A 12,943-nucleotide genomic window follows, 5' to 3' on the forward strand; every position below is an offset into this window, starting at 1 on the left:
GATCTACGTCCCTTGGGCCCAATGCGAAGTCCAGCGCGGCTTTCAAACTGTCAGCTTCCGGAGGTAAAGCGGAAACGGTAGGCCGACCGCCGGAACGGCGCTTTTGACCTTGAGCGGGAGTGCAGTAGCTTTTCCGTAAGGCCGCTTCAGTGGGATGCTGACGTTCGAACGCGGCCTAGAATGAGCAGCGCCAGAAGCGCAAACGGCCCAAAGATTAAGGTCGTCGAAAGTCAAGCCTTTGTTGATCGGCCACGGTCACGCGCCATGTCATAGGCAGCAGGCATGCAGGCTATCGCGAAGAGTTGGAAAATCAGCCACGTCGGCATGAGCAACTCCTGATTGCTATCCGACCATAGCATTGTTTGGGCTTTTGTCAGCTCTAATGTCACTTATTGGCCCGCAGGCGAAGTCGCAGCATGTCCGCTGTCACGTCGGCTAGCGAGTGACTAGCGGACCTGTTGTGCTCAATTTGAGTTTTGCCGCTCGTGACCCGTTTCGGACATTTTCCTCAAAGTCCGGCCGACCTGGGCAGCGCCGGCCGGCTGCGTGCATCAATGGGCGTCGCTAGGGACGAACGCGGATGATCGTATTCCCCTTACGTCGCTTGGTCGGATTCAAGGCGGCGACGGCATCGTCGAGGGTCGAGTCGTTGCCGATGTTCGTCCGCAGTCGTCCGTCCCGCACCCGCTGGACGATCTCTCTCGGTTGGGCACGATCGGACTCGACGACGAAGTCGACCGCCAGACCGTCGGAGGGCCGCGCCTCGGCCGGCCCGACGACGGTCACCAGTGTTCCTCCGGCTCGTATCAGTCCTGCGGACCGCTTCTGGATGTCACCGCCGATGACATCGAACACCAGATCGACTTGTCCCGCGGCCTGGTCCGTTACAACGATCGCCTTCATGGGAGTTGTCTCCTTGGTCGTTTGTCTCTTCGGTGGAAATGTTGCGCGGAGCGTGGACGCGCCGGCTAGCCACACCGATCTCATGTGAAACCAAAGGACTGGGCGCCATAGACACGGGCAGGGGCGTCTGATTTTCCAATCCTGCAAATGCGTTGATCTTACGTGTGGACCGCGGCAGTCATTCGCGAGCGGGGGATTATTTCGTCTTGTTCACCCTGGTCTTTGGCGAGGAGAGTTTGGCCAAGTCAGCCGTCAGCGACTTCCGCAACCGAGGCGTAGCGAATTCCGTAAACCGCCGGAGCTTGAGGGGCAAGAGCGTCTGTCCCGCGTGCACCAGATGCACCGGGATTGGGTCAGGCTCGTAGTCCTGCAGAATGAGCCTGAGCTTGCCGTCGGCAACCGCGCGCGCGACCTGGTAGGAGAACACGTTCGTGACGCCGACGCCGGCGATCGCCGCGTCGATCGCGGACTCGGCCGTGTTGATCTTCAGCCGGCAGTACGGACGCACGCTCCTGGTCGCCTTGCCGCTCGGGCTGAAGATCCACGGCATCCCTGACGCCAGGGCCGAAAACGTCACACACATATGGTCGGCCAGGTCCTCAGGCGTTTTCGGGACACCGTGGGCGGCGAAATAGTCGGGGCTGCCGCACACCACGCGCCTGATCTCTCCCACCTTCGTGGCGATGAGCGTGCTGTCGGGAAGCTCACCAACACGAACAGCCAAGTCGATGTGCTCGTCGACCATGTTGATTGTGTGGTCGGAGAGCGTTAGCTGGACGCTGATCTGTGCAAAGTGAGCGAGGAAATCGTTCACGACGGGTACGACGTGGAGGCGTCCGAACACAATCGGCGCGGTCATCGTGAGCGTACCGCGCGGAACAGTGTATTCACCGGTGGCCTGAGATTCCGCCTCATCAACCTGTTCCAGGATGCGTTTGCAGGCAGCGACGTAGGTGAGGCCCGCCTCGGTCAATGCGAGTTTCCGCGTCGAGCGGACCAGCAGCTGGGTCTTGAGGTGAGCCTCCAGCTCCGCGACCTTCCGACTGACGGTTGGCAGGGGAACGCCCAGCCGCCGTCCGGCCGCGGAGAAACTGCCGGCCTCGACTGAGGCGACCAAAATCGACATTGCTTCAAGTCGGTCCATCTTCTCTCACATTCCGAGAGGTCATTTCTCAGGATTACCGGATTATGCGGGCATTCGATAAGGGATATCGGAGTGCGCTAAGGCCTCTACCGGCCGGAGTTCAGCGGAGAAGAAAATGTCCCGCATCGCTATCCCGGAGCTGGGTGAGTCACCCGCCGAATCGCAGGCAATTCTGGACAACGTCAACAAGACGCTTGGCTTCGTGCCGAATCACTATCGCCTCATGTCCATCAGTCCGAACGCCCTTGGCGGTTGGGCGGGCCTGATGGGGCCGGCGTCGAGGACCCTCGACCTGAAGACGCGGGAAGGGATCGCGCTCGCGGTCTCGGAGGCTAACGGCTGCAACTACTGCCTTGCCGCGCACAGCTACGTCTCGACGAATCTGGCGAAGATTCCCCCGGAGGAGATCGCGCTGAATCGGCAAGGCGATTCAAGCGACCCGAAGCGGCGGGCTGCGGTGGCGTTCGCAAAGGCCCTCATCGAGACGCGCGGTAAGGTTTCTGACGCGCAGTTTGCGGCAGTAAAAGACGCCGCGTGGACCGACGCCAACATTGTCGAGATGATAGCGTTGACAGCCCAGTTCCTGTTGACCAACTTCATGAACAACGCGGTGCAAACCCCGATCGACTTTCCAGCGGTTAGCCCTGCCAAGGCATAGCGTAAATTCTCAAGCACAATCTTCAATGGAGGGATCGCACTTCTCTCAGCCGGCAGAGATAGTCGCATGAGCGCATCTCGATGAGGCGCGACACGGCCCGCCTTGACTCGAGCAATTCGGGGAAAGTGTCAGAGTGATTGGGTGGCGGACCCATTGCCCCACCGAAAGCCGCAACCATGCCAAGATAAATGCAGTGTGGGTCGCCATGTGCGGAAACGATGAGCTTCACATGCTGTTCGTGGAGAACATCGATAAGTGAGCAGAGGCGCTTAACGTGATTCCGATGACCGAATCTCGCGGGCAGACCCTCAATAATGAGGGTATGAAACCTCTGTGCTATGGTGATGTAATCTACCGCTGCCATGGGGGTGAGGCACAAATCGCGGAAACTGAAGCGAGCGACGCCACGCGCCTGAAGCGGTACGCGGATCGTTCGACCTACTACGGGCAATGTTAACGGCTCGGGTGGAACATTATCGGTGAGACGAGTGAAGACAAGATCAAGTTTAACCTTAGCATTCGCATCCGGGGGCGTATACCAGCCCCCTTCTGCCACCCGTTTTTCTAAACGAAAGTCGGTGCGGGCATCGAGGTTCACGACATCAACATGCAATTTCAAACGTGCCACGAAAGGCAAGAACAATTCACGATAGATACCGCCTTCATAAAGGTGATCCGGATCGACATTGGAGGTCGCAACCAGCACCACGCCTTGAGAAAGCAATTCGGTTAAGGCGCGTCCGAGCATCATGGCGTCTGCGATGTCCGTAACGGCAAGTTCATCGAAGCAAAGAAGTCGTGCCTCGGTCGCGAGTGTTCGAACTACATGTGAGAGTGGATCACCATCGCTCATATCGCGATCTTCCATCTTCTCGCGAGCTTTCCGAAGGCGGTCGTGCACATCCGCCATGAACTCGTGAAAATGTATCCGGCGCTTGGCTTCCAGCGGGACACTCTCGAAGAAAAGGTCCATGAGCATAGTCTTGCCTCGACCGACTCCGCCAAAAATGTAAATTCCGCGCCCCTTTTTGCCGGAGTTGTCTCCCCGATCGAGAAGTCGGGTCAAACCGAAGCGGGTCTGCTTGATGTCCCTGAGTCGGTGTGCCAACGCATCGAGCACGGCCACCACTCCCTCTTGCGCCGGATCACGCTCAATTGTTCCACTTGCGACGAGAGCGTCATAACGCTCGGTGACGGTGGTGGGGCCCGGTGGAACGGGTGGGCTTTCGATCTGGGGCATCGTCATCTGCCTCAGAAGAAGAGTGGGCGAACGACGAGTTCAAGGCCAAGAATGGCAAGGAAGATCAGAAACCAGCGCCGAAAGGTTGCAGCGCTTATGCGCTCGCGGACCGTTGTTCCGACCCACATGCCCAGCAACGAGGGAATGATCGCGAGTGCGGACAAAGTAGTATTTCCAAGATGGAAAGCTCCGCCACGAGCCAAGCCCGCCGCAAGCGCAATTGTTGAGACCGTGAACGACAGTCCCAGTGCCTGGATAAGATCATCTTTGGAAAGGCCGAGGGCCTGGAGATAGGGAACGGCGGGAAGTGTGAAAACCCCAGTTGCTCCGGTGATTGCCCCGGTTGTCAACCCAATAACAGGCGACAGTAAACGCTCAAGGCGCGCAGGAACCGACAATGGCTTCGCCCACAGGCTGTGCACCGCATAGAGAACCAAGGCGGAGCCCAATCCAACACTTGCGTATTCCGTATTGGCGCTCGTCAGAAGCCATGAGCCGGCGAGTGTGCCAACCACGATGCCGAGCATCATCGGCCAAAGCCTTTTCATCAGGGCCAGGAAATCCGGCCCCGTGAACAGCTGCCAAAAATTGGTGACAAAGGACGGAATGACCAGCAGCGAAGCTGCGCTAACTGGCGACGTGATCGCACCGAGGATACCCATTGCGACGGTCGGCAGGCCCATCCCCGTCACGCCCTTGACGATCCCGGCGAGGAAAAACGTCGACGCGATAATCAGAACATGCAGCGAAAGATAACCATTCATGTTGACTCGCTCGGATTGGGCGGTGTTGCATTTGAAAACTTCGCACAAGCCGATGCCACCCGTGCGCATATGGCGTGACAGATTGGCGAGCAAACCTAGGTCTCATCAAGGGCCACCTCTCCAATCCCTTGTGTCAACGTCCAAAATCGGAGAATATGGCGTCGCATGTAGTAAAGTACGCTCGCCGACCAAGCGCCACAATTGGTCATTTCCGATGGAAGAATTCGGCCAAACCGAAGGAAAAGCATTGCGCTTCGATTTGACGGATATGCGGTTGTTCCTGACCGTGGTGGAGCAAGGCAGCCTCACCAAGGGCGCCGAGAACATGAATCTGGCTCTCGCTTCCGTGAGCGAACGCATTTCCGGAATGGAATCTGCGCTTGGCGCGCAGCTCCTGGAACGAAACAGGCGGGGGGTCACGACGACTGCGGCCGGTGATGCCCTGATCCGCCATGCCCGTTTGATCCTGGACCAAGTGGAGCAGATGCGCGGAGAACTGCGCACCTATGGCGCTGGCCTGAAAGGGCGCATCAGGCTCTTGTCCAACACGGCTGGGTTGGCCGCTTTTCTACCGCCGCGACTCCGCCGATTTTTGGTCGCTTATCCGGACCTTTCCATTGATCTCTATGAACGCCCGAGCACCGAGATTGTCCGGGCCATCCTGGAAGGTCGGGCTGATCTCGGTGTTGTAACCTACATGGCTGATCTGGCAGCGTTGCAGACCCGCGTTATTGCGCAAGACCAGCTCGTCGTTGTGGCGAGCGAAACACACCGCATCAGCGATCAACAATCGATAGCTTTTGCGGACGTCGTGGGTGAGCCGTTCGTCGGTCTGGCCGACACTGCACTGGAAGGTTATCTGGGAGAACGGGCTGCCCGCTTGGGCCGCCAGATTTACTACCGCATTCAACTCAGGCGGATTGAGTACATCGCAATGTTGGTCGAGTCTGGCGTTGGGATCGCCATTTTGCCCGAGGTTTCCGCCAAAGAGTTGGGGCACCTCGGCTTGGCGATCGTGCCGCTGCAAGACCGCTGGGCGCTGAGGCAACTTCATCTTTGTGCGCGTGATTTCTCAGCGCTCACGCCGCACGCCGGCTTGCTCGCGCAACAGCTTATGGAGCCGAAGGTCGCTATCCCTTAAGTGCTTCCGGGCGTCGCTCGGTCGGGTTCAAGGCGGCGATGGCCGCCTCGAGATTGAGGCGGCCGATCCCCGCCTCGCCCGATGGCGCCGAGAAGAGTGGCTCCGGCGCCAAGAGCTGTCGTGGCGGTGTCAGGCGGGCTTTCGCAATACCGTCCCTTGATTGTTATCGATTATGAACCGCCAGCGCCCATCCGCGCCGCGGCGCACGATATCGCACGCCGTGCCTTTGAGGTGCACCTCCTTGCCGTCGCGACCCGTGCCATCGATCCACCAGTCATACACGAGCTGGGCGATATCGTCGGCGACGAAAATATGGCGCACCTTTGTCACGAGCGGCACGCCGGGCTCGACAAAGCGCTCGAGTCGGACGGTGATGTCTGCGTGACCAGTGACGGTTCGCCCGTCATCCTCGACGAACACGCACTTCGGGTCGAACATTTCAATCAACGCGCTGACCTTGCCGGAGTTGAGTCGCTCGATCAGCGACGGGACAACGCCTTCGGGTTCAGTAGGGAGTGGAAAGGACTCAGACATCATTGATCTCCTGTTCGTGCTGGTTGAAACGGTTTTTGATAGTAGGTGCTCGGCTGGCGCATATGTCAGGCGGGCTTTCGCACTGCCGTCCCTTGATTATTATCGATTATGAACCGCCAAAATCCGTCCGCACCGCGGCGCACGACATCGCATGCCGTGCCTCCGAGGTGCACGTGCTTGCCGTCGGGCCCTGTGCCATCAATTGACCAGTCCACCACGAGCTGGGCGATCTCGTTGCCGGCGAACACATGGCGCACTACGGTCTTCACCGGCAGGCCGAGCATGATATCGCGCTCGAGTTTGGCGGCGATCTCTGCGTGACCAGTGATGGTTCGCCCGTCATTCTCGACGAACACAGACTTCGGTTCGAACAAGGCCATTACCTCGCTGACCCTATCGGATTTAAACCGCTCAATCAGCGACGGGACAACGTCTTCGGGCTTAGTAGGGAGTGGAAAGGACTCAGACATCATTGATCTCCTCTTCGGGTTGTTGAACCACAATGCGGGACGAAATTTTCCAATTGCCGTATGTATGGTTCCGATTGCAGCTTCGGCGAATATGCCGTCGCACGTCGCAAGTAAGCTCGCCGGCTAGACGCCACAATTGGTCATTTCCGATGGGTGGGTTCGACAGGACCGAAGGAAAAGAATTGCGCCGCGTCGATGGCAATCGATTCAATAACCGATGGTCATTAGACATCGAGTTTCGCGTTCCTATTTTCGTCTCGTCTGGAAAGGAATTCGGAAAATTAGATTATAGTGAAATACACAACGAGATTATTTGCCGAATTTCTTGCGGTTACCTTCGTGGGAGGAATTGGGTTTGCGGTCGATACCACGGGTATATCTCTTATCCTGTTTCCCGAGATGGCCGCTTTAGCGTATGATGTATTCACGCGCCCCCGCGGAAAATGGGCAAGCCAACCAATCAGACTGATTGCTACCCCTACGATCACCGCGATCCTGGGGGTGATGATTACTCGCCACTGGGAATACAGCGCCCTCGCGGTAACTGTTGTTGCCCTCCTGAGCCTATTTGTTATTAAACTGCTCCGATCGAACATCGGAGCTGCGATCTCTGCCGGTGTGCTTCCAATGGCCCTCGGCGTGATGAGTTGGGGTTACCCCGCCGCCATTCTCGCGGGACTCGCCGTACTCGCCATTGCGTTGACGTTCTGGAAGCGCCTTGATCCCGATAGTTACCTATCTGAGGGGGGCAAGGAGAGCCGGATTATTGAGACCGCCGAAACTCCGCCGAGAGATCGGTTCTGGATCTTCGCACTGACGGCATTCGTCTTCGCGCTGGGAGCGGTGGCGCAAACAACGGGATTGCGCTTCCTGTTATTCCCTCCGCTGATCGTCGTAGCCTATGAATTATTTGGTCACCCGGACCTTCCTGGCTGGATGTCACGGCCGGTATTGTTTCCTCTCGTATGTTTCCTGACCGCATCCGTCGGCTTACTCTTGAGCACGGGCTTTCACACAGAATTTTTGGGCGTGACGGTTACCATGCTTTGCTCGATTGCTATTTTACGGATGTTTAAAGTCCATATGCCGCCTGCGCTCGCCGTTGGTTTGATACCGTTCGTCATCGACCATCCCACCTTTTGGTATCCGATCTCGGTGTTCTTGGGCGCCGCCGCACTAATCGCGGCCACCGGAACATACAGCTTTATTACTAGTAAATATTTCCGCTAACGCTTCATGCTGAACCATCAGATCGCCGGTCAGTGTCTCACGTTGTTTTCGTGAGGCTGCAATCTTATTACGCTCAGAAGGCTTACTCATTCGTGTTGCCCCTTGAGTCGGCTGCACCGGACCCGAGGCCACCAAATCGGACGGCGGCGGGAGTGGCGTTGCCGGGCTTGCCGTGGCCGCTCGTCGATCGCCTGTAACGAAAATGACGCCCATCGCTTTTCTTCATCATTTTCCGATTCTGGTTGCCCTGCCGACATGAAAAAGCTGTAGCGCGCCTTAGACGGTTATAACGTAAACGTAGTGCGCATCTTCATCGCTCCCAGCACGCCAGCCGCCGATGTTTGAGCTGGGTCTTTAGCCATCACACGCAACGACGGAACTGAGCAATCGTAGCCCACAGTGACCCCGCGCAATCCTTGCTGTGCTCGCGCGACATCTACGAAGTTCTCAGAGCTCACCGAGCGAAGTTCGCGACGTCGTTTGTGCAAGCACGACGGCATTGATTGCCGATTCAGCGACTGAACGTGGCTTACAAGTCTGTGCAGAAAAAAACGTAGGCGTCGACTGCCATGCGGCTCGTGGCATTCCTCGCTGCGGCATCACGCTGCGCGGCGGCAATAACGATCGTCTATCGAGACTATCACGAGAGTTGATTTCCCTCGCCGGCGCTGCAAGGTCATTCTCGTCATGTGGTGGATAGGTATCTTTAAAACGAATGGGAGCTACGATGAAGATTCAAGTCCGCAGCCTCGCGATTGCGCCGGTGGGGAGTGCCCATGATCAGTTACGCTAAAGACATCTATCCGCTCTTCACGGACAAGGATGTCCGGGGCATGTCCAAGTTCTTCGACCTCCGCAGCTTTGGAGACGTCAAAGCGCGGTCCGAGCAGATCTCCAATCGAATTCGTGGAATTTGGCGGCTCGGTCATACCGCCGCCGCCGCCGAACGGCCATGGTCCTTGGTCGCAAGAGAAGATCGATCTATTTGAAGCGTGGGTGAAAGAAGGATGCCAGCCGTGATTGAGCAACGCTGCTGCTAATTGCGCGTCGGTTAGCCAATCCCACTGCGAGATCATGATCACCGCTTCGTTGGGGTTTTCCCAGCGGGCAAGCCGGCCGTGGAAACAGCGCTGGTTGACCGTTTACGACCCTATGAGCGCAAATCGCGGCGGCATTCGCCGGAGCAAATCGAGCAAATCGCTGCGTCAATCCGAGTTGGATCATTCCGATCTCGGCGCCGATGACGGCGCGGTTCTCGCCGCTCACGGCCGGTTAGCGGCGGGGAAATTGCTCGAGTCGCCGAGGTACCGGTCATCGTGGCGCGCGGCTGGTCGGAACAGCAGAAGCGCGCCTATGTCGTCGCCGACAATCGGCTCACCGACGCGACCGATTGGGATGACGAGATGGTGCGGCTTGAGTTGACCGATCTGCTTGAGGGCGGCTTCGAGCTATCGCTGACTAGGATCACCGAGGACGAGTAGGCAAGATGAGGATAGTTTTCGCGTTAGCCGTTCTTGCAGTGTCGTCATCAGCATTTTCAAAACAATCGCCGCTAACGGGAGAGCCTTACTGACTGCATTTGCTGTGCAATAATTCTGGAGCGAAAATCTCGGGACTAACCAAGATTTGCTACTATAGCTGCGCAAATCCGAGCGTGCCATGACGGCGAGGACGTAGGAGGCCAGCCCGCGTTGGACCACACGCTGGAAGTTGAACCGAAACGCGCAATTCCGCCCAAAGGAGAATTCACAGTAGTTGAGCACGCGATTGCCACTCCACTCAAGACCGCCAAGGCATTCGGCATCGATATCCCGGCGACGTTGCTCAGTCGCGCCAACAAAGTGATCGAATTGAGATGCTGCTTGCTGCGGTGCATAAGTCTCTTGTTGGCCCTAAGCGGCGGTTGGTGGATGTCTACTATTCCGCCGCTGTTAAGGGCTAACCAGACATCCCTCGAACGGGCCGAAAACGACGCGAGTGACCCAACTCGGACATCAGAGACACTGGTTTTGACCAGATTGCTTGTGCGACATTCTTGCCAGTTTGAAGGTCTTTTGGATGAGCGTAGTGTTCTTGAGAGCGGCTTTCCGAGACGGGAGGTGCCGACGTCTCCGTCCGACGCGAATGGCAGGAATGCCATCGGCAGGCATTACACTCTCAATAAAACCGACAGTCCTTTTGTGCCGGTCTCACCGAGCGCTGGCCGTGCGCGCGGACACGCGGGTTCATTCGGGCGCAACGAGGGAGTGCTGCTCATGGTTAGAAAAACTCGTCCCGAACCAGGCGATCCGGCGGCCGGCAATGGTATTCTAAGCCGCCGACTCTTTCTCGAAGGCACGATCGTTGTCGGTGCGACCGGCGCGGGCCTATCCCGCGGATCGGCAGAACCACTTACGGTGCAGCCATGGATGAAGGTGCCGGGTCGCGGATTTGAGGGCTACGGCCAGCCCTCACCGTTCGAGAGCAAGGTCGTCAAAGTCTTTCCGCCGCCCCCCAACCCGGCCGGTGTCGGCGCATCACGCACGCCGCTGCATATGCTCGAAGGAATGATCACGCCATCCGGGCTGCATTTCGAGCGTAGCCATTCCGGCGTCCCAGAAATCGATCCCGCTCAACACCGGCTGTTGATCCACGGACTTGTGAAGCGCCCGCTTGTGTTTACGGTCGAAGCGCTGTCGCGCTATCCGATGCAATCGCGCATCGCGTTCATCGAGTGTGGCGGCAACAGCCAGGCGCTCAACGCGCCTCAGGCCCAGCCGCTCAATGTGGCGGCTATTCACGGCCTCTTGGGTTGCGCGGAATGGACCGGCGTGCGGTTCTCCACGTTGCTCGACGAAGCCGGCATCGAACCTGAGGCGCGCTGGGTGATCGCCGAGGGGGCTGACGCCGCCGCCATGAGCCGCAGCATCCCGCTCACCAAGGCGATGGATGATGCGCTCGTCTGTCTCTATCAGAACGGCGAGCGAGTGCGACCTTCGAACGGCTACCCGGTGCGGCTGCTGCTGCCTGGTTTCGAGGGCAACATGAACGTGAAGTGGCTGCGCCGGCTCAAGCTGATTGCCGGCCCCGCCATGACCAAAGACGAAACATCGAAATACACGATCCTGCTCAAGGATGAAAAAGCCTGGCAGTTCGTGTTCCCGATCGAAGTAAAATCCGTCATCACACGTCCGTCGCCGGGACTCGCGCTGAGGGGACCGGGATTCTACGAGATTTCCGGGTTGGCCTGGTCGGGCAACGGCAGCATCCGGCAGGTCGACGTGTCGGCTGACGGCGGACGAAGCTGGGCGCCGGCAGCTTTGCAGGGCCCGATCCTACCAAAGGCGCCCGTGCGTTTCCGCGCGGCGTGGCAATGGAATGGCGGTCCCGCCGTGCTGCAGAGTCGCGCCACCGACGACACGGGCATGGTGCAGCCAACGCGCGCGCAGTTCGCCGACGAGCGCGGCTTGCGTGGGGTCTACCACTACAATGCCATCGCAAGCTGGCGCATCGACGAGATGGGGGAGGCCAGCAATGTTTACGCTTAAACCCATTGCAGTAGTCTGCGTATCTATGCTGACCATTGCACTGGCGGCCCTGGCTCAAGCCCCGCAGTTCGGGCAACCGATCGCGCCCGCCGATATCGCAGCGTGGGACATCAGCATCGGACCGGATGGCGCAGGTCTGCCGCCTGGTCGTGGCACCGCAATGGAGGGGGAAGCCATCTATGTCGCGAAATGTCAGGCCTGTCACGGCGAGAAGGGAATCAGCCCCAGTGTCCCGCTCGCTGGAGCGCTCGTCGGCGGCATTGGCACACTGGCGCCGGACAAAACACCGATAAAGACTGTGGGAAGTTTCTGGCCCTATGCAACAACGCTGTTCGACTACATCCGCCGCGCAATGCCATTCCAAGAGTCGAAATCGCTCACCGCGGACGAAATCTACGCGGTATCGGCTTATATCCTCAATCTCAACGGGATCGTCGGATCGAACGATGTGATCGACGCACAGTCGCTGCCCAACGTGAAAATGCCGAACCGGGACGGGTTCATCCCGTTCCCGCGCAATCCGAAGTAAGGGGCCGGACGTTGGTCCGCTTCCGTGAAGTTTGAGACATGCCGGGCGGTCTGACGACGTCCGTTCACAGGTGTTGAACGGAAGATCACGGCACGCGGCCAAAGGGACGCGATTGACCTGAGCTGACCTCGCCCATCGGTGACGATTCCGACGACCTCTACGCGCTTAAGTGAACGATTTTGGCACGCATGACCTTGAACAAACCCCTCCAGCGGTCGAGATGCTGGCCTACACGCTACGTGCATGCTGGAATGCGCGGTGATCTTCTGGCACTCAAGGTGGCGCCCCTGCGTGATCGGGTACGCGGAGATCGCGACGCGGCTTGCATCTCGACCCGATGCGGACGCTAGGACGAATTCCTAGCGCGTGGATCGATGAGTATGCCGGCGGGCCATACCAGAAGGTCGCCGCGAAGGCGCGGGCGTCTTTGGAACATTCCGCCGATCTCTACGCCACACCGGCTCGCGAAACAGAGCTGATTGCGATCTTCAAGGAAGCGACCCGGCTCGAGGCAGGCTTCTGGGAGATGAGCTGGCGCGTGGGCCAGCGTGTTGAATCACCATCAGCAATCGTCAATCTCAAGCCCATAGGTCAAAGACTCAAATTCCGTCTTAGCGTTCCTCGATGCTATTGCGAGCCTCGTGGTCGTTTGTCCAGATTTCTAGGTTTGGGCGCCGATGTCGCCTTCTGGCCCATCGCTGCCGCCGACGCGGTAGCGCCACACGTCCTGTGTGTACCGAAAACCTCATTCGAGTTGATGACGTGGTGGAATCGCCTAAGCCGGCGGAATGATCGGGCTGTTT

General features: G+C 58.4%; 12 protein-coding genes and 2 pseudogenes. 7 read left to right on the forward strand and 7 right to left on the reverse strand.

All coding sequences use genetic code 11. From position 1 onward, the window contains the following. Nucleotides 1-564: 564 nt before the first annotated feature. Together AC5ZG1_RS36090 and AC5ZG1_RS36095 are read right to left on the reverse strand one after the other, a co-directional pair. Nucleotides 565-879 (reverse strand): annotated as a pseudogene (locus tag AC5ZG1_RS36090) (zinc-binding dehydrogenase); the annotation flags it as partial. Nucleotides 880-1,099: 220 nt separating this feature from the next. Beyond that, nucleotides 1,100-2,047 (reverse strand): LysR family transcriptional regulator, encoded by a 948-nt coding sequence (locus AC5ZG1_RS36095; protein ID WP_456645843.1) that lies wholly within the window; start codon nt 2,045-2,047, stop codon nt 1,100-1,102. Between the two features lie 115 nt (nt 2,048-2,162). Here AC5ZG1_RS36095 and AC5ZG1_RS36100 point away from each other — a divergent pair, with 115 nt between their 5' ends. After that, entirely contained in the window at nt 2,163-2,705 is a 543-nt protein-coding gene (locus AC5ZG1_RS36100) for a carboxymuconolactone decarboxylase family protein (protein WP_496135730.1), read from the forward strand. A 22-nt stretch (nt 2,706-2,727) separates the two neighbouring features. Here the strand turns inward: AC5ZG1_RS36100 and zapE are convergent, their stop codons facing one another. Next, entirely contained in the window at nt 2,728-3,945 is a 1,218-nt protein-coding gene (zapE, locus tag AC5ZG1_RS36105) for a cell division protein ZapE (RefSeq protein WP_496135731.1), read from the reverse strand. A gap of 11 nt (nt 3,946-3,956) precedes the next feature. Beyond that, a complete protein-coding gene (locus tag AC5ZG1_RS36110) occupies nt 3,957-4,709 on the reverse strand; it encodes a sulfite exporter TauE/SafE family protein (protein ID WP_456645875.1) in 753 nt (250 codons plus the stop codon). Nucleotides 4,710-4,923: 214 nt separating this feature from the next. On the opposite strand from AC5ZG1_RS36110, the gene AC5ZG1_RS36115 reads away from it, so the two are divergent. Next, nucleotides 4,924-5,850 carry a LysR family transcriptional regulator gene (locus AC5ZG1_RS36115; protein ID WP_496135732.1) on the forward strand — a complete coding sequence of 309 codons (927 nt, stop codon included), beginning with the start codon at nt 4,924-4,926 and terminating at the stop codon, nt 5,848-5,850. Between the two features lie 129 nt (nt 5,851-5,979). Here AC5ZG1_RS36115 and AC5ZG1_RS36120 read toward each other — a convergent pair whose 3' ends face one another. Both AC5ZG1_RS36120 and AC5ZG1_RS36125 read right to left on the reverse strand, forming a co-directional pair. Next, complete coding sequence (locus tag AC5ZG1_RS36120) at nt 5,980-6,384, reverse strand: YybH family protein (RefSeq protein WP_165435509.1); 405 nt, start codon at nt 6,382-6,384, stop codon at nt 5,980-5,982. A gap of 65 nt (nt 6,385-6,449) precedes the next feature. Beyond that, a complete protein-coding gene (locus AC5ZG1_RS36125; protein ID WP_130229280.1) occupies nt 6,450-6,854 on the reverse strand; it encodes a YybH family protein in 405 nt (134 codons plus the stop codon). Nucleotides 6,855-7,145: 291 nt separating this feature from the next. Between AC5ZG1_RS36125 and AC5ZG1_RS36130 the strand changes: the two genes are divergently transcribed. Further along, nucleotides 7,146-8,084: a hypothetical protein gene (locus AC5ZG1_RS36130; protein ID WP_130229281.1), complete on the forward strand. Its 939-nt coding sequence runs from the start codon at nt 7,146-7,148 to the stop codon at nt 8,082-8,084. Nucleotides 8,085-8,806: 722 nt separating this feature from the next. Here AC5ZG1_RS36130 and AC5ZG1_RS36135 read toward each other — a convergent pair. Further along, a complete protein-coding gene (locus tag AC5ZG1_RS36135) occupies nt 8,807-9,160 on the reverse strand; it encodes a hypothetical protein (protein ID WP_496135733.1) in 354 nt (117 codons plus the stop codon). 240 nt (nt 9,161-9,400) lie between these two features. On the opposite strand from AC5ZG1_RS36135, the gene AC5ZG1_RS36140 reads away from it, so the two are divergent. From AC5ZG1_RS36140 to AC5ZG1_RS36155, 4 genes and pseudogenes are all read left to right on the forward strand, one after another. Next, a complete protein-coding gene (locus AC5ZG1_RS36140; RefSeq protein ID WP_496135734.1) occupies nt 9,401-9,565 on the forward strand; it encodes a hypothetical protein in 165 nt (54 codons plus the stop codon). 210 nt (nt 9,566-9,775) lie between these two features. Next, nucleotides 9,776-11,611: a sulfite dehydrogenase gene (gene soxC, locus AC5ZG1_RS36145; protein WP_245475026.1), complete on the forward strand. Its 1,836-nt coding sequence runs from the start codon at nt 9,776-9,778 to the stop codon at nt 11,609-11,611. Further along, the gene (locus AC5ZG1_RS36150) at nt 11,598-12,140 is read left to right on the forward strand and encodes a c-type cytochrome (protein ID WP_496135735.1); all 543 of its coding nucleotides are present in this window, start codon (nt 11,598-11,600) and stop codon (nt 12,138-12,140) included. The genes soxC and AC5ZG1_RS36150 overlap by 14 nt, the downstream gene beginning before the upstream one ends. 190 nt (nt 12,141-12,330) lie before the next feature. After that, nucleotides 12,331-12,696, forward strand: a pseudogene (locus tag AC5ZG1_RS36155) (thiaminase II/PqqC family protein); the annotation flags it as partial. Between the last annotated feature and the right edge of the window lie 247 nt (nt 12,697-12,943).

It is taken from the genome of Bradyrhizobium sp. Leo78, from assembly GCF_059512425.1.